Origin of the sequence: Caulobacter endophyticus (assembly GCF_003116815.1) — a bacterium.
GTDB classification, from domain to species: Bacteria; Pseudomonadota; Alphaproteobacteria; order Caulobacterales; family Caulobacteraceae; genus Caulobacter; species Caulobacter endophyticus.
In genome coordinates this window covers 23,569-43,816 of sequence record NZ_QDKQ01000069.1, presented here as the reverse complement: position 1 = coordinate 43,816, position 20,248 = coordinate 23,569, and the positions used below count along the sequence as shown (strand labels likewise).

28 protein-coding genes are annotated in these 20,248 nt (G+C 68.5%); 14 read left to right on the top strand and 14 right to left on the bottom strand.

Features of this window, described 5'->3' with window-relative positions; genetic code table 11:
* The first annotated feature begins 81 nt into the window (after positions 1-81).
* The 3 genes from DDF67_RS20945 (at position 82) to DDF67_RS20930 (ending at position 2,125) form a co-directional block, all read left to right on the top strand.
* Positions 82-345, top strand: a complete 264-nt coding sequence (locus DDF67_RS20945; RefSeq protein ID WP_109102758.1) for a DksA/TraR family C4-type zinc finger protein — start codon at positions 82-84, stop codon at positions 343-345.
* Positions 346-905: 560 nt separating this feature from the next.
* Entirely contained in the window at positions 906-1,673 is a 768-nt protein-coding gene (locus DDF67_RS20935; protein WP_109102756.1) for an SOS response-associated peptidase family protein, read from the top strand.
* A gap of 50 nt (positions 1,674-1,723) precedes the next feature.
* Positions 1,724-2,125, top strand: coding sequence for a hypothetical protein (locus DDF67_RS20930; RefSeq protein WP_109102755.1), 402 nt, complete (start codon positions 1,724-1,726; stop codon positions 2,123-2,125).
* Here DDF67_RS20930 and DDF67_RS20925 read toward each other — a convergent pair.
* A complete protein-coding gene (locus tag DDF67_RS20925; protein ID WP_109102754.1) occupies positions 2,110-2,685 on the bottom strand; it encodes a YbhB/YbcL family Raf kinase inhibitor-like protein in 576 nt (191 codons plus the stop codon). The genes DDF67_RS20930 and DDF67_RS20925 overlap by 16 nt on opposite strands.
* Before the next feature lie 63 nt (positions 2,686-2,748).
* The gene (locus tag DDF67_RS20920; protein ID WP_109102753.1) at positions 2,749-3,090 is read right to left on the bottom strand and encodes a hypothetical protein; all 342 of its coding nucleotides are present in this window, start codon (positions 3,088-3,090) and stop codon (positions 2,749-2,751) included.
* A 153-nt stretch (positions 3,091-3,243) separates the two neighbouring features.
* On the opposite strand from DDF67_RS20920, the gene dinB reads away from it, so the two are divergent.
* Positions 3,244-4,314, top strand: a complete 1,071-nt coding sequence (dinB, locus tag DDF67_RS20915; RefSeq protein WP_109102842.1) for a DNA polymerase IV — start codon at positions 3,244-3,246, stop codon at positions 4,312-4,314.
* Here the strand turns inward: dinB and DDF67_RS20910 are convergent.
* Positions 4,311-4,532: a hypothetical protein gene (locus tag DDF67_RS20910; RefSeq protein ID WP_109102752.1), complete on the bottom strand. Its 222-nt coding sequence runs from the start codon at positions 4,530-4,532 to the stop codon at positions 4,311-4,313. The genes dinB and DDF67_RS20910 overlap by 4 nt on opposite strands.
* A gap of 231 nt (positions 4,533-4,763) precedes the next feature.
* Between DDF67_RS20910 and DDF67_RS20905 the strand changes: the two genes are divergently transcribed.
* The 3 genes from DDF67_RS20905 to DDF67_RS20895 are packed head-to-tail and all read left to right on the top strand — an operon-like array spanning position 4,764 to position 10,142.
* A complete protein-coding gene (locus DDF67_RS20905) occupies positions 4,764-5,546 on the top strand; it encodes an ImuA family protein (protein ID WP_109102751.1) in 783 nt (260 codons plus the stop codon).
* A gap of 13 nt (positions 5,547-5,559) precedes the next feature.
* The gene (locus DDF67_RS20900; RefSeq protein WP_199229299.1) at positions 5,560-6,981 is read left to right on the top strand and encodes a Y-family DNA polymerase; all 1,422 of its coding nucleotides are present in this window, start codon (positions 5,560-5,562) and stop codon (positions 6,979-6,981) included.
* Positions 6,978-10,142: an error-prone DNA polymerase gene (locus DDF67_RS20895; RefSeq protein WP_109102749.1), complete on the top strand. Its 3,165-nt coding sequence runs from the start codon at positions 6,978-6,980 to the stop codon at positions 10,140-10,142. The genes DDF67_RS20900 and DDF67_RS20895 overlap by 4 nt, the downstream gene beginning before the upstream one ends.
* Before the next feature lie 4 nt (positions 10,143-10,146).
* Here the strand turns inward: DDF67_RS20895 and DDF67_RS20890 are convergent, their stop codons facing one another.
* Together DDF67_RS20890 and DDF67_RS20885 are read right to left on the bottom strand one after the other, a co-directional pair.
* Positions 10,147-10,395, bottom strand: coding sequence for a hypothetical protein (locus DDF67_RS20890; protein WP_109102748.1), 249 nt, complete (start codon positions 10,393-10,395; stop codon positions 10,147-10,149).
* A gap of 205 nt (positions 10,396-10,600) precedes the next feature.
* Positions 10,601-10,990 carry a hypothetical protein gene (locus DDF67_RS20885; protein WP_109102747.1) on the bottom strand — a complete coding sequence of 130 codons (390 nt, stop codon included), beginning with the start codon at positions 10,988-10,990 and terminating at the stop codon, positions 10,601-10,603.
* Positions 10,991-11,043: 53 nt separating this feature from the next.
* Between DDF67_RS20885 and DDF67_RS20880 the strand changes: the two genes are divergently transcribed.
* Positions 11,044-11,517 (top strand): CZB domain-containing protein, encoded by a 474-nt coding sequence (locus tag DDF67_RS20880; protein ID WP_233247716.1) that lies wholly within the window; start codon positions 11,044-11,046, stop codon positions 11,515-11,517.
* Between the two features lie 3 nt (positions 11,518-11,520).
* Here the strand turns inward: DDF67_RS20880 and DDF67_RS20875 are convergent, their stop codons facing one another.
* From DDF67_RS20875 to DDF67_RS20855, 5 genes are all read right to left on the bottom strand, one after another.
* On the bottom strand, positions 11,521-11,760 hold the full coding sequence (locus tag DDF67_RS20875) for a DUF2188 domain-containing protein (RefSeq protein ID WP_146198067.1): 240 nt from the start codon (positions 11,758-11,760) through the stop codon (positions 11,521-11,523).
* A gap of 71 nt (positions 11,761-11,831) precedes the next feature.
* Positions 11,832-12,095 carry a hypothetical protein gene (locus DDF67_RS20870; protein ID WP_199229298.1) on the bottom strand — a complete coding sequence of 88 codons (264 nt, stop codon included), beginning with the start codon at positions 12,093-12,095 and terminating at the stop codon, positions 11,832-11,834.
* 12 nt (positions 12,096-12,107) lie between these two features.
* The gene (locus tag DDF67_RS20865; RefSeq protein WP_109102745.1) at positions 12,108-12,590 is read right to left on the bottom strand and encodes an Hsp20 family protein; all 483 of its coding nucleotides are present in this window, start codon (positions 12,588-12,590) and stop codon (positions 12,108-12,110) included.
* 149 nt (positions 12,591-12,739) lie between these two features.
* Positions 12,740-12,946: a KTSC domain-containing protein gene (locus DDF67_RS20860; RefSeq protein ID WP_109102744.1), complete on the bottom strand. Its 207-nt coding sequence runs from the start codon at positions 12,944-12,946 to the stop codon at positions 12,740-12,742.
* Positions 12,947-13,129, bottom strand: a complete 183-nt coding sequence (locus tag DDF67_RS20855) for a hypothetical protein (protein WP_109102743.1) — start codon at positions 13,127-13,129, stop codon at positions 12,947-12,949.
* Between the two features lie 100 nt (positions 13,130-13,229).
* Here DDF67_RS20855 and DDF67_RS20850 point away from each other — a divergent pair, with 100 nt between their 5' ends.
* From DDF67_RS20850 to DDF67_RS26280, 3 genes are read left to right on the top strand one after another with little or no spacing between them, the layout of a single operon-like run.
* Positions 13,230-14,003, top strand: a complete 774-nt coding sequence (locus tag DDF67_RS20850) for an exodeoxyribonuclease III (protein WP_109102742.1) — start codon at positions 13,230-13,232, stop codon at positions 14,001-14,003.
* The gene (locus DDF67_RS20845; RefSeq protein ID WP_109102741.1) at positions 14,000-14,323 is read left to right on the top strand and encodes a hypothetical protein; all 324 of its coding nucleotides are present in this window, start codon (positions 14,000-14,002) and stop codon (positions 14,321-14,323) included. The genes DDF67_RS20850 and DDF67_RS20845 overlap by 4 nt, the downstream gene beginning before the upstream one ends.
* A gap of 32 nt (positions 14,324-14,355) precedes the next feature.
* Positions 14,356-14,481 carry a hypothetical protein gene (locus DDF67_RS26280; RefSeq protein ID WP_269845468.1) on the top strand — a complete coding sequence of 42 codons (126 nt, stop codon included), beginning with the start codon at positions 14,356-14,358 and terminating at the stop codon, positions 14,479-14,481.
* Here the strand turns inward: DDF67_RS26280 and DDF67_RS20840 are convergent.
* Complete coding sequence (locus tag DDF67_RS20840; protein ID WP_109102839.1) at positions 14,478-15,008, bottom strand: antirestriction protein ArdA; 531 nt, start codon at positions 15,006-15,008, stop codon at positions 14,478-14,480. The two genes, DDF67_RS26280 and DDF67_RS20840, sit on opposite strands and share 4 nt — an antisense overlap.
* Positions 15,009-15,334: 326 nt before the next feature.
* On the opposite strand from DDF67_RS20840, the gene DDF67_RS20835 reads away from it, so the two are divergent.
* Complete coding sequence (locus tag DDF67_RS20835) at positions 15,335-15,985, top strand: Crp/Fnr family transcriptional regulator (RefSeq protein ID WP_109102740.1); 651 nt, start codon at positions 15,335-15,337, stop codon at positions 15,983-15,985.
* A 59-nt stretch (positions 15,986-16,044) separates the two neighbouring features.
* Here the strand turns inward: DDF67_RS20835 and DDF67_RS20830 are convergent, their stop codons facing one another.
* From DDF67_RS20830 to DDF67_RS20820, 3 genes are all read right to left on the bottom strand, one after another.
* Entirely contained in the window at positions 16,045-16,428 is a 384-nt protein-coding gene (locus DDF67_RS20830) for a hypothetical protein (protein WP_109102739.1), read from the bottom strand.
* Between the two features lie 3 nt (positions 16,429-16,431).
* A complete protein-coding gene (locus DDF67_RS20825) occupies positions 16,432-16,725 on the bottom strand; it encodes a hypothetical protein (RefSeq protein ID WP_109102738.1) in 294 nt (97 codons plus the stop codon).
* A 266-nt stretch (positions 16,726-16,991) separates the two neighbouring features.
* The gene (locus DDF67_RS20820) at positions 16,992-18,785 is read right to left on the bottom strand and encodes a hypothetical protein (RefSeq protein WP_146198066.1); all 1,794 of its coding nucleotides are present in this window, start codon (positions 18,783-18,785) and stop codon (positions 16,992-16,994) included.
* A gap of 202 nt (positions 18,786-18,987) precedes the next feature.
* On the opposite strand from DDF67_RS20820, the gene DDF67_RS20815 reads away from it, so the two are divergent.
* Both DDF67_RS20815 and DDF67_RS20810 read left to right on the top strand, forming a co-directional pair.
* The gene (locus tag DDF67_RS20815; RefSeq protein WP_109102736.1) at positions 18,988-19,914 is read left to right on the top strand and encodes an NAD(P)/FAD-dependent oxidoreductase; all 927 of its coding nucleotides are present in this window, start codon (positions 18,988-18,990) and stop codon (positions 19,912-19,914) included.
* 140 nt (positions 19,915-20,054) lie between these two features.
* Positions 20,055-20,246, top strand: coding sequence for a hypothetical protein (locus DDF67_RS20810; RefSeq protein WP_109102735.1), 192 nt, complete (start codon positions 20,055-20,057; stop codon positions 20,244-20,246).
* Positions 20,247-20,248: the final 2 nt, after the last annotated feature.

Here is a 20,248-nt window from a genome sequence, read left to right as displayed (position 1 = left end):
GCGCGGCCGGCTGTCACCTCTTCAGCACCGACCCCAATCGCCTATCTAACAGCCTGAGATCTTAGGGAGTTTAGCAGGCGCATGGCCGGTGGGTGGACGCACGACGGGGGCGTTCTGGATCAGATCGAAGACACGGTGACGGACGGGGTTTTGCACGCCCGCGCCCGTCTGCCCTCCGGCGAGGGCTCGCTGTTCTGCGACGAATGCGGCGAGGACATTCCTGAGGCGCGTCGACGCGCCTTGCCCGGTTGCCGCACCTGCATCGCCTGTCAAACCGGCCGTGACCGCAAGGTCGTCATCGGCGGCATCAACCGTCGCGGCAGCAAGGACAGCCAGCTGCGCTGAACTTGCAGGATCGGGGATCTTCAGCGCCCCACCAGCCGGCGGCGCGATCCCCGTGGGCTCGGGACTGACCCGCCGTTTGAGATCATCCGGCGGCGATACGTGGAGCCCGGCCCGAGGCGTTTCTGCGCCTCGGGCCGCCCCTTCCGAGACATCGTGGCGACTCGCCATCCAGCCCAAAGTGTTCTATATTCGACGGCCTGATCGGCGAGCCTGGCTATTTCGAAACGCTGCCTGGCGTGCACCACGTCGATGTTCATCCGGCGGGCGGACTGGTCGTCTGGCTGGAGGATGGCGCGAACTCTGAGCCGCTGCTCGAGGAAGCCACGCCCTCCCGTCCGCCCGAGGTCGAGCTCCACGGACAAGGCGCTCCGACGCGAGCCCTCGTGGCCCATCCTCGCGCCGAGCATGTCGAGATGTTCTTCGACGGCCTGGGCGATCTGGAGGCCGCGCCGCTGGGCTGGTGGCATGCGCGGATCTGGCTGAAAAGGCCGATCTGAGCGCAGCCCTTGCGCCCGCTCGCCGTTCCCATAGCGTCGTTCGCCAAATCGAGGGCCGCTGCGATGTGCAATCTCTATGAGCTCTATTACGACATCTTCGGCTGGGCCAAGGCGCACGAGGATCTCCTCAAGCGCCATCTGACGTTGCCCGGCGGCGTTGCGTTCGAGGCGGCCAATATCGACCTGTTCTATCCGCAGTTCATCGGTCCCAATCGTCGCGCGCCGACCGTGCGCCTGGGCGCCGAAGGCCAGCATGAGATCCATTTCGCGCGCTGGGGCATGCCCTCGTCAAAGAAGCGCATGACCGAGCTGGCCGCCAAGCGGATCGCCCGGCTGGAAAGCCAGGGCAAGGCCTACGACTACGACGACCTCCTGCGCATGGAGCCCGACCCCGGGGTCACCAATATTCGCGACCTGGAAAATCCGCACTGGCGTCGCTGGCAGGGCGTGGAGAACCGCTGCGTCGTCCCGCTAACCGCCTTCACCGAGCCGGACCAGGAGCTGACCAGGTCGCTGAAGCCGGTGTGGTTTGCGCAAACAAAGGCGCCCTTCGCCTATTTCGCGGGGGTGTGGACGCCGCATGCCTGCGTCAAGACGATCAAGGCCGGCTGGGAGGAGATGGAGGTCTACGGCTTCCTGACCACCGAGCCCAACGGCGTCGTCGCCCCCTATCACAAGAAGGCCATGCCGGTGTTCCTGCGCACCGCCGAAGAGGTCGACACCTGGCTGCGCGCGCCCTGGAAGGACGCCGTCGCACTGCAAAAGCCCCTGCCCGACGATGATCTGCGGGTGGTCGAGGAGCCGGCCAAGCGCGAGGCGATCGCCGCCTAGTCATTTGGCGCCGCCCGAGCCTTCGCGCCCCGGTGCGGCGTTGCTCATCCATGACATCACCTTCGTATGACGCCACGCCGGTCCTCGTCGACTATTGGCTCGAGATCGCTCGCCGCGGCGTGGCGGCCTTGCGGTTCGTCGTTCAGCGCCATGGCGGCGAGACCTGGATGGCCGCGGAGCTGGCTAGCCCCCGGACGGGGATGGTGTTGCGCGCGGCCCACGCCGCCCTTGAGATCGACAAGGTGGCCGCGTCCGACAGCGGCTCGCCGATTTGGTTGCTGCGCTTTGCGCTCTCCCAACGGCTCGCGGTCGCCGCCGGGCCGCCCGAGCTGGCCGCCTATCAGGCCGCGCTTGCCGATCGCCTTCACCAAGAGATCAGGACCGCGCCCGCCCTCGCGCTGGCGCGGCTGGCCGATCCTCACGACACCCCGAGCGGCTACGGCCGCTCGTAGGTCCCGACCAGCAGTCCCTTGGCCAGCACATGGCCTTCGATCGCGCGCAGGAAGGCGCCGCGGCTGGGATGGGTCGCGAAGGCCAGCGCCCGGTCCAAGGCAAAGAGCTGAAAGACGTAGAGATGGGGCCCGTGGCCGGTCGGCGGATCGGGCGCCAGCCAGGCAGCCTGCAGGAAACTGTTCTTCCCGAGGTTCTCATCCAGGCCAGCGCGCCCTGGACTGCGCAGCTGGCCTTCAGGAAGTTCGCCAGGCTCGGGCGGCAGGTCCCAGGCCAGGAGATGGACCAGCGGCTCGGGCGCCGGGGCGTCTGGATCCTCGACCAGCAAGGCGAGCGCCGCGACGCTGGCCGGCAGCTTGCTCCAGGCCAGCGGCGGCGAGATTCCCTCTCCATCGGCGGTGTAGCGCGCGGGGATCGACCCGCCGTCCTCGAAGGCGCTGCTGGAGAGCGCGATGGTGTCGGCGATCCCGGCAAAGGCGCGGTCCTCGCTGGCGATCTTTTCGAACCCGGCCCTCACGCCACGCAGCGCATGACCAAGGCCGCGGGGCATTTTCTCGAGCATCGGCTGTCTCCTTCGAGACGCCAAGCGCTTGAGGGCCCGCTTGGTTCAGCCAAGCCGCACAGGCTAGCTTGCGCGCTGAAGATCCTGAGCGGCCGCCGGCAACTGCCCGTAGAACACGGCCAGGTCCGCATGCCGCGCGGCAAGGTCGGCGAAGGCCGAGCGGATACGCGGCGTCAAGCTCGGATCCCTAGCGCACATCGAGGCGACCAGCGCGGCGCTGGTGCGCAAGGTGGGATTGCGCAGGCTGGCGCGCTGGCCTTCCAGACGCTGGCGGTAGGTGGCCGCCCCGACGGTGTCTGGCAAGCTCGCGATCGCTCCGTCGATGTCCTTGAGCGTCTCGGCAATGGTCTGGGCCAGGCCGATCTCCAGCGCCAGGGTCAGGAAAACCCCTTCGACATGTGACACCACAGATACTCCCCCAGGCCTCGCACGATGGACCGCTTCGCACCCCGAACGCGCTCCGGCGCGCTGTCGCAGGACCCCAGGTTTGCCGCAAGGCCGCCGACGCGCTCAAGAGGCAAGTTCCGCTTTCGTTCACAGGCTGCTAGTTTGCTGGGGATGGAGTCGGCCCCTCGCAAGATCATTCACATCGACATGGACGCCTTCTTTGCGTCGGTCGAACAGCGCGATGATCCCAGCCTGCGCGGCAAGCCCCTCGCCGTCGGCCACGGAGCTCGGCGCGGCGTCGTTGCAGCGGCCAGCTATGAGGCGCGCCGGTTTGGCGTGCGCTCGGCCATGCCCTCGACCACGGCCCTGCGCAAATGCCCGCAGCTGGTGTTCACCCCGCCGCGCTTTGAGGTCTACAAGGCCGTCTCGCGCCAGATCCACGAGATCTTCGCTGACTACACCGATCTGATCGAGCCGCTGTCGCTGGACGAGGCCTATCTGGACGTCACCGCCGACAAGGCCGGGATCGGCCGGGCCACGGAGACCGCGCGGCAGATCCGCGCGCGTATTCTGCAGCAGACCGGCCTGACGGCTTCGGCGGGGGTCTCCTACAACAAGTTCCTGGCCAAGATGGCCAGCGACCAGAACAAGCCCAACGGCCAGTTCCTGGTCGCGCCGGGGCAGGGCCAGGCCTTTGTCGCCACCTTGCCGATCGGCCGCTTCTACGGCGTGGGCGAGGTCACCGAGCGCAAGATGAAGGCGCTGGGCATCGAGACGGGGGCGGATCTTCACCGCCAACCCTTGGAGGTCCTGCTCCAGCACTTTGGCAACGCGGCGGGCTGGTTCCACGGCATCGCCCGGGGGATCGACGAGCGGCCGGTCAAGCCTGATCGTGAGCGCAAGTCGTCCGGCTCGGAGACGACCTTCGAGACCGATCTTTCCGACACCGCCCGCATCGAGGCGGAGATCGCCGCCCTGGCGGGCAAGGTCTTCGCCTGGTGCGACAAGGCCCAGGCCTTCGGCCGCACCGTCACGGTGAAGATCAAATATGCCGACTTCGAGCAGGTCACCCGCCGCCGCTCGCTGCCGGCGATCATCGGCGACGCCGACACTCTGCGCCATCTAGCCCAGGCGCTGGTGGTGTCGGTCTATCCCCTGCGCGCGGGGGTTCGCCTACTGGGCGTGACGGTCTCCAATTTCGAGGCCCGGCCGGCCGCCGAGCAAGCCGCCCTGCCCGTCTAGCCGAACCTCCAGGGCCGCATGAGCAGCACGGCGATCGTGAAGACGCCGATGTAGAGCGCCGGCACGAAGGCCGGCGCGGTCTGGCCTTCGATCCAGTCCACGATGGTCGCCAGCACGCTTGTCGGCATCACCGCGCCGAGGAGGCAGACGACCCAAGCCTGCCATTCCTGCAGGGCCTGCGGCTCGTCGTCGTCATGGTGTCTGCCGCCCCAGGCCATGGCCCCTCCCTTGAGCCACCTTTAGCGCGCATAGCCCGGTTTGGCGACCAGGGGCCGAGCGCTCACGGCGCCGCTTACGTCAGCTTCGGTCGCCCGCGAAAAAATCTGATTCCGCTCAAACCCTTGCGCCGATTGGATGTTGGCCCTGGCGCGCCCTCGCGCCGCACCCATGGCCCCGTTGACTCTGAACCATCGCCAAGAACAAAGGTGGAACAAGCTCGTTCTACCGCCATGACCTCATCGCCCGTCCCCGCCGCGTTCGACACGCTCCGCCGCAAGGTTCGCGCCCTGGAAGCCCAGGACCGCGTCACCCGTGCGGTGCTGCCGTTCGGCGTGCCGCCCCTGGACGCGCGACTGCCCGGCGGGGGCTTGGCCTTGGGCGCTTTGCACGAGGTGGCCGGCGGGGCTGAGGAAGCGCTTTACGGGGCGACCGCGGCCCGGTTCGCCGCCGGCATCCTGGCCAGGGCCCAGGGCGAGGTGCTGTGGTGCCGGCGCCAGGCCGACCTCTTCGCGCCATCCCTGGCCCAGGCGGGCTTGCCGCCTCACCGCGTGATCTTCGCCGACGCCGGCGACGAGGCCGGGGTCCTGGCGGCGATGGAGGAAGGCCTGCGCTGGCCGGGCCTGGCCGGGGTGATCGGCGAGGTCGGCAAGCTTTCCATGACCGCATCGCGCCGCCTGCAGCTGGCGGCCGAGAAGAGCGGCCAGATCGCCATCGCCGTCCGAAGATGGCGTCGGATCGCGGACGCGGCCGATCTTGGCCAGCCGACGGCGGCCCAGACGCGGTGGCGGGTCTCGCCCCTGCCCTCCTCGCCGCTGCCGCCCTCCGTTCCCGGCGTGGGTCGTCCGCGCTGGTTTCTCGAACTCCTCCGCTGCAAGGCCGGCGAGGCCTTCGACATCGAGCTAGAAGCCTGTGACGCAAAGGGTCATCTCCGCCTTCCTGCCCCGCTGGCCCACCGACCGGTTGGCTCGTTTGCAGGGCCAAAAGACCGTGGGCAAGAGCGCGCCATCGCCTGACGCGCCGATCGTCATGGTCGGACGCGTCGGTCGCCGGCGCGCGATCGCGCACATGAACCTGGCCGCCGCCAAGGCGGGTTTGCGTTTCGGCCAGGCCGTCGCCCACGCCACGGCCATGGTCCCAGGCCTCGTCCTGCACGAGCTCGACACCGAGGGCGATAACGCCGCCCTGCAGCGCCTGGCGCTCTGGGCTCAGCGCCTCTACTCGCCGACCGTGGCGGCCGATCCGCCCGATGGCCTGGTCATAGACGCCACCGGCTGCGCCCATCTCTTCGGCGGCGAGGAGAAGATGCTGATCGACCTGCGTCGGCGCCTGTCCAAGGCGGGCTATGCGGCAACGGTCGCGATCGCCGACAGCTGGGGCGGCGCCCATGCCCTGGCGCGCTATTCCCGGCGTTCTGTGTTTGTCGCCCCGGCCGGGGCGCTGGGCCAGCAGCTGAAGGACCTGCCGGTGGCCGCCCTTCGCCTGGCGCCGGAGATTGTCCAGGCCCTCGCCAAGCCCGGGTTCGACACCATCGGCGAACTGGAGGCTACTGCCAAAGGCCCGCTGGCCCATCGCTTCGGTATGGAGCCGATCCGTCGCCTCGACCAGGCCCACGCCCGCGAGCGCGAGCCGATCGAGCCGGTGTTCGCAGCCGAAACGCCGCGGGCGGCCAAGATCTTCGCCGAGCCGATCGGCGCGCCCGAAACCCTGGCCCGCTACCTGACCGAGCTGACCATCGAGCTCTGCGCCGTCCTCGAAGCCGCCAGCCTCGGGGCCAAGACAATCGACGCCTGGTTTTACCGGGTCGACAATCGGGTCGAGAGCGTACGGATCGGCCTGTCGAGCCCAGCTCGTGACGCGCGGCGCCTAGCCAAGCTCCTCTGCGAAAAGCTCGAAAAGGTCGATCCGGGGTTTGGGGTCGACAAGATGGCGCTGGCCGCGCCCGGCGCCGAGCCGCTCGCCTATAGCCAGGATGATGCTTTGGGCGGCAAGCGTCGCGCCGATCTCTCGGGCCTGGTCGACACCCTGCGGGTTCGCCTGGGTCCAGACGCGGTCTATCGTCTGGCGAGCGCCGAAAGCGACATCCCCGAGCGCAGCGTCCGCAAGGTTCCCGCCGCCGAGGCGCCCGCCGCCTTCTCCTGGCCGGTCGACTGGCCCCGGCCTTTCCGCGTCTTTCCGCGCCCCGAACTCATCGAGACGGTGGCTCTGTTGCCCGACCAGCCTCCGGCGTCCTTCACCTGGCGCGGCGTGCGCCGACGCGTGCGCCGCGCCGACGGACCTGAGCGCGTCTTTGGCGAGTGGTGGAAAGCCGACGCCGAGCTGGCCCGATCGCGCGACTATTTCCAGGTCGAGGACGAGGGCGGCGAGCGCTACTGGATTTACCGCGACGGTGATGGCGAGGACGCCGCCTCCGGCAGCCAGCGCTGGTTCATGGCCGGCGTGTTCGGATGAACTTTTCGCCACAAGACCCTGACGCGCTTGGCGATTATGTGGAATTGCAGTGCGCCTCGCACTTCTCCTTGCTGCGCGGCGCGTCCTCGCCGGGCGAGCTCTTCGACGAGGCCGCGCGCCTGGGCTATCGGGCCCTGGCGATCTGCGACCGCAATAGCCTGGCGGGGATGGTGCGGGCCCATATCGCCGCCAAGGAGACGGGCGTCAGGCTGATCGTCGGCTGCGAACTGGTCTTGCGCGATGGCATGACCATCGTGGTTTTACCCACCGATCGCCCCGCCTACAGCCGGCTTTCGCGCCTGCTGACCCTGGGCAAATCGCGCGCCGGCAAGGGCGAATGCGATCTCGACCATGCCGATCTTGCCGCCCATGCCCAGGGCCTGATCGGCATCCTGGTCCCGGACGCAGCTGACGCGGCCTGCGCCCAGCAATTGGCGCGCATGGCCGCTATTTTCGGCGTCGACGCCCATGTCTCCCTGACTCTGCGCCGCCGGCCGGGCGATCCTTTGCGCCTCTATGAACTCGAGCGCCTGGCCGCCGAACACGCCGTCACGCCGGTGGTCACCAACCGTGTGCTGTTCCACGACAAGGCGCGGCGCTTGCTGCAGGACGTGGTCACCTGCATTCGCGAGAACACCACCATCGACGATGTCGGTTTCAAGCGCGACCGCCACGCCGACCGATACCTGATGGCGCCCAAGGAAATTCAGCGCCGCTTCCCGCGCCATCAGCCGGCGATCGCCGCGTCGGTCGCGATCGCTCGCCGGTGCCGGTTCTCGCTCTTGGAGCTGACCTATCAGTATCCGCGCGAGGTGGTCACCGAAGGCCAGACGGCCCAGGAGACCCTGGAGCGCCTGACCTGGGAGGGCGCGGCCCACCGTTTCCCGGATGGGGTGACCCCTGAGGTGCGCCGGATCCTGGAGCACGAACTGAGGCTGATCGGCCAGCTTGGCTATGCGCCCTACTTCCTGACCGTCCATTCGATCGTCCGCTATTCCAAGAGCCAGGACATCCTCTGCCAGGGCCGCGGCTCGGCGGCCAATTCGGCGGTCTGCTACGTGCTGGGGATCACCAGCATCGATCCTGAGCGCAATGATCTGCTGTTCGAGCGCTTCGTCAGCGCCGAGCGCGACGAGCCGCCCGACATCGACGTCGACTTCGAGCACGCCCGCCGCGAGACGGTGATGCAGTGGATCTTCGAGACCTATGGCCGCCATCGCTGCGCCATCGTCGCCGTCGTGCAGCGCTTTCGGCCGCGCGGCGCCGTGCGCGACGTCGGCAAGGTGCTGGGCTTGCCCGAGGACATGACCAAGGGGCTTTCCAGCCAAATCTGGAGCTTCTCCCGCGAGGACATCGAGGAGAAGCACGCCCGCGACATGGGCCTGGACCTCTCCGATCGCCGCCTGCGCCTGACCCTGGAGCTGGCCCAGGTGCTGCTCAACACCCCGCGCCATTTTTCCCAGCATCCCGGCGGCTTCGTCCTCACGCACGACCGGCTCGATGAGCTGGTCCCCATCGAGCCGGCGCGAATGGAAGGCCGCCAGATCATCGAGTGGGACAAGGACGACATCGACGAGCTGAAGTTCATGAAGGTCGACGTCCTGGGTCTGGGCATGATGACCTGTCTCAAGCGCGGCCTGGATTTGCTGAAAGACGCCAAGGGCATAGCGCTGGATCTTGCGACCATCCCGCCGGAGGATCCGCGCACCTATGCGATGATCCGACGGGCCGACACCCTGGGCGTCTTCCAGATCGAGAGCCGGGCGCAGATGGCCATGCTGCCGCGTCTGAAGCCCCGCAGCTTCTATGATCTGGTCATCGAGGTGGCGATCGTCCGGCCCGGTCCGATCCAGGGCGACATGGTCCATCCCTACCTGCGCCGACGCGAAGGCAAGGAACCCGTCAGCTACCCCAAGCCTGAGCTGGAGAAGGTGCTGGGCAAGACGCTCGGCGTGCCGCTCTTCCAGGAGCAGGCCATGCGGGTGGCGATCGAGTGCGCCGGCTTTACGCCCGGCGAGGCCGACCAGCTGCGTCGGGCCATGGCCACCTTCAAGTTCACCGGCGGGGTCAGCCACTTCAAGGACAAGCTGGTCGGCGGCATGGTCGCGCGCGGCTATCCGCAGGACTTCGCGCAAGCGACCTTCAGCCAGCTGGAGGGATTTGGATCCTACGGCTTCCCGGAGAGCCACGCGGCCAGTTTTGCGCTTCTGGCCTACGCCTCCTCCTGGCTCAAATGCCACCATCCGGAGGTGTTCTGCGCGGCCCTGCTCAATAGCCAGCCCATGGGCTTCTACCAGCCGGCCCAGATCGTCCGCGACGCCATCGAGCACGGGGTCGAGATCCGACCCATCTGCGTCAACGCCTCGCGCTGGGACTGCACGCTCGAAGAGACCGCCGACGGCGCCCTGGCCGTGCGCCTTGGCCTGCGCATGGTCGGCAAGCTCGCTGAGGTCGACGCCGCGCGCCTGGTCCTGGCCCGCGCCGAGGAACCCTATCGCGCCGTCGATGATGTGTGGCGCCGCGCCCAGATCGGCCCAGGCGCGCTCTCACGCCTGGCCGAGGCCGACGCCTTCCGCCCCAGCCTTGGCCTCGCCCGCCGCGAAGCCGGCTGGAAGATCAAAGGTCTGCGCGAGACCGCGCTGCCGCTGTTCGACCAGGCCGGCGCGGCCGAGCTGAACGAGCCTGCCCTGACCCTGAAACCGATGACCGAAGGCCGTGAGATCGTCGAGGACTACGGCCATATCGGCCTTAGCCTGCGCCGCCATCCGCTGGCCCTGCTGCGCGAGGATCTGCGAGGCCAAGGCTACAAGCCCTGCCAGGCCGCCGCCGCCGGCCGCGATCGCCAGTTTATCAGGACTGCCGGCCTCGTGCTCGTGCGCCAAATGCCCGGTACGGCCAAGGGCGTGATGTTCATGACGATCGAGGACGAGACCGGCGTGGCCAACCTGGTGATCTGGAAGACGCTGTACGAGAAGCAAAAGCGCGTCGCGCTTGCGGCCCATCTGCTCGGCGTCGAGGGCCGCATCCAGCGCGAAGGCGATGTCGTCCATCTCGTCGCCTACACGCTGCACGATCTGGGCGCGGTTCTGTCGAGCCTGCAGGATCGGGGCGCGGACGCCGGCGACCTGTCCTGGGCCAAGCGGAGCCGAAACTTCTGCTAGGCCGCTAGTGGACCGTGGGCAGGGCGAAATGTTCGTCGAGATAGGTCTGGATGAGTTCGGCGCCCTGCGTCCATAGCCGCTCGGCCGTCTCTGCGTCCGGTGCGGCGGCCATCTTGCGGGTGATCTGCTCGACCTTCCGACCAAGGTCTCGATAGAGGCTCACTTGGGCTTGCGTCAGCTGGCCAGCGTCAGGGGCTTCGCGCAGCAAGCGTATCCGCAACAGCAGCGCCTCGGCCTCCTGCTCCATATCCATCGTGGGCGCCCATCGACTCGCTTTTGCCAGAAGAGAGCACGGCGTGTCGGCGAGATCATGCCCTGGCCGCGACCACGCTCGTGAGCGATCCCTAGAACGCCGGCGCCGCGCAAGGGTTCAGCTTGCGCGCTCGAGACCGGGCCAGCGGCTTACGCTCCAAAGTGTGTGCGGCTCCGCAGGACGCAGCGCCGTTATCGGCGCGCGATCACGCCGCCTCGCCCAGCTCGAGCGACACCAGATAGGTCTCGATCAAGGCCCGGGCGAGGCTCTCGAACTTGGCCGCCAGGATCTTGGGGATGCGGGCCGCCAGGCCGCCATGGCTCTTGGCCAGGCCACCCCCGGTCAGGCCGACGATGGCGTAGAGCTGGGCGACGGCGTCGCGCATTTCGCCGCCGCGGCCGAACGACGCCACCGTGGCTCCCTCCGGAAAGACGAACCGGTAGACGATGACCGCGCGCGTGGCCTGGGCATAGGCGGCCAGCCGCTCGCGGCGCTGGGCGACGTCGTCGATATCGATGAGCGCCGCCTCGCGCAGGCTGGCTGGCGCGTCGTCGTCGAACGCGTCGGCGGACAGGGCCGCAGGGGTCTTGGGCATGGTCGATATATGGGAAGGCGCTCCCAACCCGTCCAGAGGCCCGCGCCAGCCCCTTGGCTATCGGCCAACCGCTCGAAACTGTGGACAACCGGGCCTCGAAAAACCGGCTGGAAACCATGCCCGGGCACAACCGCGCCCGGGGGATTGAGCCGAGAGGTTTGGTCATGGACTTTCAGGAACAAGCACAGCAACACAGCCAGATCCGCGAGGCGCTTCTCGCGGCCGTCACCGAGCGCAGGGCCCTCGATCCGGCGCTCCTGCCCACCGACCGCCTCTGCCCGACGGGCTGCTGGCTGCAAGGCGAAGACGCGCGGCGCTGGGCCGGCCACCATGCGCTCCTGGGCCTGGTTGAGACCCATCGCGCCTTCCACCAGGAGGCCGCGGTCGTGGCCGGGCACATCCAGCGTGGGCAGTGGACGCAAGGCCAGCGCGCGCTGCGCAATGGATCGCCGTTCGCCCTGGCCCTGACAGATCTTCTCGCGGCGCTGCGGCGCATGCGCGCGGCGGCCTCGTCACTGGCGGCGTAAACCTCAAGCGCGTCGCGCCGAGGCTTCCGGCGCCCCGCCATGGGGCGGGAACAGGAAACGGCCGGCGCGCGCGCCATCGCGAAGGCGGATCACCAAGGCGCCGTCGTCGGCGAGGCCCTGGGCTAGATCGCGGGCGGCCTCTTCGGCGCCGGCCCCGGTGGGGAAAGTCCTTGGACTGTCGGCAAAGTCGCCGCGAACGATCCAGCCGTCGTCAGACGGCTCGACGAAGAGATAGCTGGGCATGGTCAAACGTCACGAAACACGGGAACAGGCTTGGCGGCCGGCCCTACGGCTGGCCGGCCGCCCGCCCCAACTCAAGAGAACGGCTCGCGGTCAAGGCGGCTCAGCGCCGACAGAACCTCGCTGAGCGGCACGGGCGCGGGCGTTCCCAAGAGCCATCTATGACTGGGCCGGTGTTCCACCGCGCTGGCGTCCGAGGCCCAGGCGGCCAGGATCTCGCGCTTTTCAACTGGCTCCAGGTCCTGGTCCTTCACCACCTCCAGCGGATGGAGGAAGCCGACGGCGGGCCGCACCGGCCAGGGGCGCGCCCGATCGGACGCGTTCAGGTCCATATGCATGGCCTGCCCCCCTTACGCGGCCTTACGGGTCTTGTCGGGCGCAAGGGTCAGCGCCGGGCGATCCGCGCCGCCGCCGATCGGGATCTGGCGAGGCTTCAAGGCTTCGGGGACCTCACGGGCCAGGTCGATCGACAGGACGCCATGGGCATAGGCGGCGTCCTTGACCACGACATGGTCGGCCAGCTCGAACCGACGCTCGAAGGCGCGCTGGGCCAGCCCCTGATGCAGGAAGGTGCGCGCGTTCTGGTCGATGTCCGACGCTTTGCGCCCCTTGATCACCAAGAGGTTGGGCTCGGCGGTGATCTCCAGGTCCGAAGGGCCGAAGCCGGCCACCGCCAGAGAGATGCGATAGTCGTCCTGACCGGTCTTTTCGATGTCGTAGGGCGGATAGCCGGCGCTCGCCGGGCTGCGGAGCGCGGTCTCGACGAGATCGACCATGCGGTCGACGCCGATCATCGAGCTATAGAGCGGGGTGAAGTCAAACGCGGTGCTCATTTCCATCTCCTCGAAAGCAAGTTGGATATGAGGAGCGCGGGAGGCGACCGGCCTTCGCGCTCCTGCGCCGGACCCGAACGGCGCCCGGCAAGCACGCGATGAGGTAGGTCGACGACCAAACCGGTCAAGAGGACGGGCGGCGAAAAAATTCAACCATCCGAGACGACCGGGAGGGCCGCATATCGGTCGCGGATAGCGGTGTTGAAATAGACCCCTTTGGCGAAGGCCAGACGCAGGCCCTGGGCGACGTCGGCGGGCACGCCCTGATAGGCATAGGCGCGCCCGCTGACGAAGGTGAGGGTCAGGACCTGGCGCGCGTCGTCATAGACGAACGCCTTGATCACCGACGAGGGCATTTAGGACTTTTCGCGATCGCCCCGGTCGCCCTGCCCAGGCCCCGCGTCGTTTTTGGCGTGCTGGCGCTGGTCGGCGGCCGACGACTTGCCGACATCGTCGACTTCGGAAAACTGGCCCTTGTCGTCGCGCCGCACGTAGCGCTTGTCGCCGGGGGTCGGTTCGATCAGTTCACGTTTGGACATCGGGTAAGCCTCCTTGTGAGAAGCGAATCCGCAGGCCGTCCAATCTGTTCCATGCCGACGCCTTGGAGGAACGCCGCGCGGCCAAGGCCATTGTGCCCAGGTGCGGATCGCCACCTTCAACATCAACAACATCGTCTCGCGCTTGGCCGTGCTCACCGCCTGGCTGGAGACCGAGGCCCCGGACGTCGTCTGTCTGCAGGAACTGAAAGCCGACCAGGCCGCCTTTCCGCGGGCCGCCCTCGAAGCCTTGGGCTATCAGGCGGCCTGGAAGGGCCAACGGACCTGGAACGGCGTGGCGATCCTGGCGCGGGACATGACCCCGGTCGTGACCCGCACCGCCCTGCCCGGCGAGCCGGACAGGAGCCAGTCGCGCTATATCGAGGCGGCGGTGAACGGCGTGCTGATCGCCTGCCTCTACCTGCCCAACGGCAATCCGGTCCCTGGCCCCAAGTTCGACTACAAGCTGGCCTGGTTCGAGGCCTTCCTGGCGCATGCCGAAAACCTGATGGCCAGCGGCGCGCCGGTCGTGCTGGCGGGCGACTACAATGTCGTGCCGACCGAAGCCGACCTCTATCCGAACCATTCCTACGGCGGCAACGCGCTGCTGCGTCCCGAAAGCCGCGCGGCCTTCCAGCGGCTGCTCGACCAGGGCTGGACCGACGCCCTGCGCGCCGTCCATCCCGAGGGGCCGCTGTGGACCTTCTGGTCGTACCTGCGGTTTCGCTGGCCCAAGGACAAGGGGCTGCGCATCGATCATCTGTTGTGCTCGCCCGAGATCGCCAGTCAGCTCACCGACGCGGGCGTGGATCGCTGGGTGCGCGGTCTGGAGGCCGCCAGCGACCATGCGCCGGCCTGGATCGAGATCGACCGGTGAGCGCCCCGCCCGTCACGCCCGATGGCCGCTATATCGTGGTGCGCGGCCGTCTCTGGCGCCGAAGCAATCCCGCGCTTTTGGCCGATGAACGCCAGGCCCTGGTCGAGGATCTGATGAACGCGCGACGCGCCGTGCGGTCCGCCCTGGCGACGAACGATGCGGCGCTGTTGGCGGACGCCCGCGCCCGGGTCGACGCGGCCAAGATCGGTCTGGGCGAGCGCGGGCCGGTGTGGTGGCGCGACGGCGCGCCGGACCTCAACCGTCACTTGGCCAAGAACACGTCCTATGCCGAATGGTGGGCGGGGCTCGGCCGCACCTAGCGCCACTTTGAGCGGCGCCCTATCCTGGCGACATGCCGGCTCGCTCTCGTCCCACCGCCCGCCTTCTCACGCCCACGGGCTGGGCCGGGCTCGCCGTGGCCGCCGCCTTGGCGGCGGCGCTGGCCTTCATCGTCCTGGCGCTGCTGCCGCGCGCCTAGCGCGCCCAGAAGACGTGAACCTCGTCGTGGGCGGTCTCGACCGTGAAGACCTCGCCATTCAGACGGGCGTCGCGGGCCATGGCCTCGTAGTCGATGTAGTTTCGCAAGGCCTCGGGGATTTCGACGGTTTCCTCGGTCAGTTCCTGGAAGCTGTCGGCGAGGCTGGAAAAGCGGCCGCGATACTGATCGTCGAGCGCTGACCTTGCCGCACCAAGGTCCCCATCGACCGCCCCCAGCACCAGGGCGCCCAGCCTTCCGCGCTCGCGCAGGAAAGCGGCCAGAGCGACGACGCGATCAATCGCGGCGTACTCGGCGACCTCCACCCCGCCAAAGCCCTCGTGGTCGTGGATCGTGAACTCTTCGGCCTCGGGCTCGGGCGATCCTGCCAGCATGGCGTTGATCGCCTCCCAGACGGCGGCCGCATCATCCTCGACCTCGATCCAGGCCCCATGCAGTCGGCCGCTATTATAGGCGGCCAGGCAGGCCACATAGATGCGGGGCTCAAGATCATCAGCGGCTTGTCCCATGGTCTTCATCCTTAAAGGCAGGGGTTCGATCACTCGAACCCTTGCCCGTCGGCGAGACCGGGGGTGCAAGCGGAGGGGCGGCTTCGCGGGGACCCGGCTGCAGGGTCCAAAGGACCTGAAGCTGGGCGGAAGCCGATCCGAAGCGCGCTGGGGGCGGCGCCCCAAGCCCGGAGCGCCAGCGACAGTCGCCAACTTTGACAGCAGCGCTTGCATGTCGGCGTCCGGCGGCGTTTCCTCGACGCCAATGTCGTTCTTCTCGCCCACGGAAGTTCCGGGTTCGTCTCGCACGCCGACACCCTTGCGCCTGTCGGCGACCGTGCGCGTGCTTGGCCAACACGCCCCCCCTCGCCAGCGACGACGTGAACGCCCTGGAGGCGGCGCTCTCGCCTTTGGAGACGGTCCCGATCGACGCGGTTCTTGGCGCGGCCAAGGGCGCGACGCCCTTCGTGCTCTGCGACGGCTGGGCCGGCTTGGTGCGCACCATGGCCTCCGGCAAGCGGCAGATCGTGGCGCTCTTCCTCCCCGGCGACGTGGTTGGCCTCGACACGGCGACCGCACCGCTCGGCGCGGGTGAGATCGTGGCCCTTAGCGCGGTTCGCCTGCGCCGCCTTTCCGCCCAGGGCCGAGCCCTGGTCGCCCTGCGGCCGCAGCTGGTCAAAGCCCTGGCCGCCCATAACCTGCAGCATCAGGCCCGCCTTCAGGACCAAGTGTTCCGGATCGGCGTGCTGGCGGCCTTGGGACGGGTCGCTCACCTCCTGGGCGAGCTCGACACGCGACTGAAGCTGGCGGCCGGGGATGATCGCAGCCTGGTGCCCGTCACACAGGCCGTCCTGGGCCAGGTGCTCGGCATCAGCCTTGTGCACGTCAACCGCACCCTGCAGGTCCTGGCGAGCCAGCGCCTGGCCTGGTTGGACCGCAATCGGCTCGTGGTCCCTGACGACAAGGCTTTGGAGGCTGTCTGGCAAAGCGCGGTCTGAGCGCAACCCTGACAGGTTTGCCGCTCCCGGGAGTGCATGGGTCTCTCGCCGGACGAATTCTAAGGCGCGCTCACCGCCGAGATCGGACGGGCCGCCGGCGACCATCTTTGCTCCGACAGTCCTGGCGAACGGTCAGTTTCGTCCAGATAGAAGCGATCGAACAGGGTGCGGGCCCCCGCCAGAAGCTCGTCGTATCGGCACAGATCCTTGCCTGAAAAGGTGATCTCCAGGGGCCAGCCGCGATAGGAGCTCAGTCCGCCGCATACGGGATAGCCGTCGATGATGTTCCTCGGCGAGCAGCCGATGACGTCGCTGAAAACCCCGCCAGGACCGGGCCTGGCGATCACCAGGGAGCCGCGCGACGGCCAGGCGGCGACGGGCTGAACCTTGCGGCGCGCTCCCAGTTCGAGCAGGCCCGGCGCGGTGACGTCGTAGGCGGTCATTCCTCAAAGGTCCGGGCGCAAAACGAGACTGCCGGGTGGAACGGCGCCGATGGTCCCGAACGCGCCCTTGGCCTGGGCGATGGTCGCGGGCGTCAGGTCGCCGCCCAGCGCCCAGCCCCTGACCGTGGCGCTCGCCCGGCTAGGTCCCATGTGCTGGTCGCCGGGAGGGCCCGCCAGGACCGGTTCGAGATCATCGATCTTGTAGAGCAGCCTCAGGCGCAGGTGGGGGCCTTCCCGTCGATCGGCGGTGGTCGAGTAGGCCTGTTCGAACCGGAAGCGGATGCGCTTGCCCGTCACGACGTGCTGCTGCCGATCAGCGTATGCGTGGATCGATACGGTCGAGAAATGTCCTCGCGCACTGGTTCCCGCCACGCCGCCGACCAATGGGACGACCACGTCGCCTGCCTTGGGCGGCCCAGCTTCGCCGCAGCCGGCAAGCGCGAGGGCGGCCAGGCAGATGAGACGAAGCGCCCGAACATCGCGTTCCCGATGGCGCGACGACGGCGGCCATGAGCGCATCAACGTCACCGCGAGACCGCGTCCAGGGCGGCGCGGGCTTGGGATCAACGCGGCGCCAGCTTCAAAGCCGCGCGGTAGGCGCGAGCGGCGGCGCCGGTCTTGCCCTGCATCGCGAACGCATCGCCATTGAGCTTAAGCGGATCGGCCCAGTTGGGCGCGCGGCGCGCGGCTTCAGCGGCCATTCGCTGGGCGCCCTGCAGGTCGCGCGTAGCGAAATGGAGCCGGCCGCGCTCTTCGAAGGCGAACGGCAGGTCGGGCGCCAGCGCTTCGGCCGCCTCATACTCGCGACCCGCTGCGGTGTAATCGGCGGCCAACCACGCAATATGGCCGCGGGCCATGCGACAGCGATAGCAGTTCAGGGGCGTCGAGCCGATGAGGTCGCGCGCTCGCGGCAGATCGCCAGCTTCGGCGACCGCGCGTGCGCGCGCAGCAGCCAGGGGCACATCCAGCGATACGCTCTGGCGGCTACGGCTATGGCCCTTGAGCTGCGCCTGTGCGTCCAGCCTGGCCAGCTCGGCCGCGATGGCGTCGTATTGTGCAGCAGCCTCCGCGCGACGCCCGGCGGCCGCGGTGACCTCGGCTCGAGCCAAGCGCGCGTTCAGGGTCTCCGGGCCGCTCAGGGCAGCGAGATCAACGCCCGCCAGCGCGGCATTGAGATCATGAGGCGCTGCGAGGACCTGTGGCAGCTCGCCCAGGCTTCGGACACCCCGTCGCGCGCGCAGGTCCTGCAGTCGACGTTGCAGCCTAACCGCCCGGCCAAAGTCAGCCTCATCGGCAGCGAGCTGCGCCGCCAAGCGAATGGGTTGCAGCTCTCGCTGACCTTCGGCCCACAGCATCCGTGCTGGTCGCTTGAAGGCGGCCTGCGCTTGGAGGTCGGCGCTATGGGCAGGACCGTCCTGGCCCAGCGCGCGGAGCGCCGATCCCAGCTGCATGTGAGCGATCGGAAGATCGGGCGCCAGTTGTGTCGCGGCCTGGGCGAACCGCACCGCTTGGCGATTGTCGAGCGTTCTGGCGGCCGAAAACGAAAAGCCGTCGGCGCGTTCGACCGACGAGCCTGTCGTGCGGATCTGGGTCAAGAGACCCTGCACCTTGGCTTCGCCTTCCGGCGTGTCGGGTTGAGCAAAGACCGCGCGCTGGGGTTCGGCCAAGGCATAGACTTGGTCGGCGGCCTGGCTGAGCAGCGCGTCGAGGTCCTGCTCAGGTCCGCTGACGGAAACGGCAGGCAGGCCCGTGAGACGCACCGATACGGTCACGCCGTCGCCGTTGCGCGTGACCGCGCCGTCCAGCGTCCGCTCATGCCCAAGCCAGTCGCGCAGCATGGCCTGCAGATCGGAGACCGACAGGCCCGTTTGAGGAATTTCAAGCCGGATCGCGTCGTCGCCCTCGCTGGAAAACCCGCTGTTTCGCTGCAGGACCGTGCCGCGTGAGGCGTACTGGTGCGCATCAATGCGATCCAGGAACCGCCGGGCGAGCGTCGGACCGCTGTAGCCGGCCTTTTCCAGGTCGCTCGAGGTCGTAAACGCCCTGACGACGACACCTTGAGCCTGGCTCGCTGACCAAGCCATGGCGCCCAGCACCATCGCGCCCGCCAGAGCCGCTGCGACGGCCAGGCCCGTCAGCGCGACACCGGCGCGCGCACGGGCGATCTCCCAACCGCGGAGCTTCAGGTCGGCGTCGATGAGCGCGGTTTGTCTATCGAGCAGCCGCCGGGCCGGACTGTCCTGCGAAGGATTGCGCGCCTCTGCCTCAAGCGCGATTTCGACAGCGTCAGGTGTGGTCGGCAGCGGTTCGCTTCGTCGACGACGCGGCTTGCGCGGCGCGGGATTTTTCGCGGTCATTTGCCCCCCCAGCCGGCACCCTACCAACCAACGCGCTCTAAGCAACGCAAGAGGTCTGAATGTCTTGAGCGTGGAGCGGGGCCGAGGGCCGCTATTGGCGCGGGTCGGGCGCCAGCCTTCGCGCCACCGCCTATCCTTGATGGCGGAACCGCTTAGCCGGCCGCCAGTTTGCGCCAGACCCGCCACCACCTGAAGGCATGACATGAACCGCTACGACGTCGTCATCGTCGGCGCCGGGCCGGCCGGCCTCACGGCGGCGACCTATCTTGGCCGCTTCCGGCGCAGGACGCTGATCCTCGATGGCGGCCCATCGCGCGCGGCCTGGATCCCCACGAGCCACAACACGCCAGGCTTCGCCGGCGGAATCGGCGGCGAAGCCCTGCTTGAGCAGATGGGCGAACAGGCCGCCCTCTATGGCGCCGAGCGTCGGGCCGCGCGCGCGCAGAGCCTGACGCGGACCGCCGAAGGTTTCACCCTTCTGGCAAGCGACGCGGCGGGCGAGATACAGCGGATAGACACCCGCTTTGTCCTCCTGGCGACCGGCGTCGTCGACCGGCTGCCGCCGCTCGAAGGCATAGAGGCGGCGATCCGCGCGGCGATCGTGCGCATCTGCCCGATCTGCGACGCCTACGAGGCGATCGACCAGGCGATCGCGGTCCTGGGCGACGGCGACCTTGGCGCGCGGGAGGCGGCGTTCCTGACCACCTACTCCAAAGATGTCACCCTGCTGCATCTGGGCTCGCAAGACACCCTCAGCGATCGTGTCGCGCTCGAAGAGCATGGGGTGGCCGTCGTTCCGGTAGGCCTACAAGACCTGACCCTGAGCGCCGACGGCGTCGAACTCCGCTCCATCACCCCGCCGCGCCGCTTCGATTGCCTGTACCTGGCCCTGGGCTGCGAGATGCAGAGCCGGCTGGCCCTGAGTTGGGGGGCTGCCCATGACGCGGACGACAATCTGATCGTCGATGGTCACCAGCAGACCTCGATCGAGGGTCTTTACGCTGCCGGCGACGTCGTGCGCGGCCTCAACCAGATCGCCGTGGCCGCCGCCGAAGCGGCGATCGCGGCGAGCGACATCCATAAGCAGCTTCGCACGGCGAACGCCGGGGCCCTGACCCATCCGGCCTGAGCCCCCGATGAGCCTCCCTCAAGGTCAAGGCGCGACGGCAGTTTGCGAGACCTGGGCAAGCCTTGGGGAACTAAGGCCGACAAACAGCCCTTTTGCGGACAGGCGGCCAACGCAAGGCCGCATCGTGCAGAGGAGCGTCCATGCAAGCCCATCATCAGGCCTTCGACACCCCGCTGGAGGTCGAGGCGATCGACGGCGAAGTCGCCATTACCGGGCCGGACGGGCTTTGCGCCTCCCTGACCCAGGAAGCGGCCATCGCCTCGGCCAAGCGCCTGCTGGAAGCGGCGGGTCAGGCGTCCGAGGGCGAGACCTATCAAAAGCCGCTGGGCTAAGG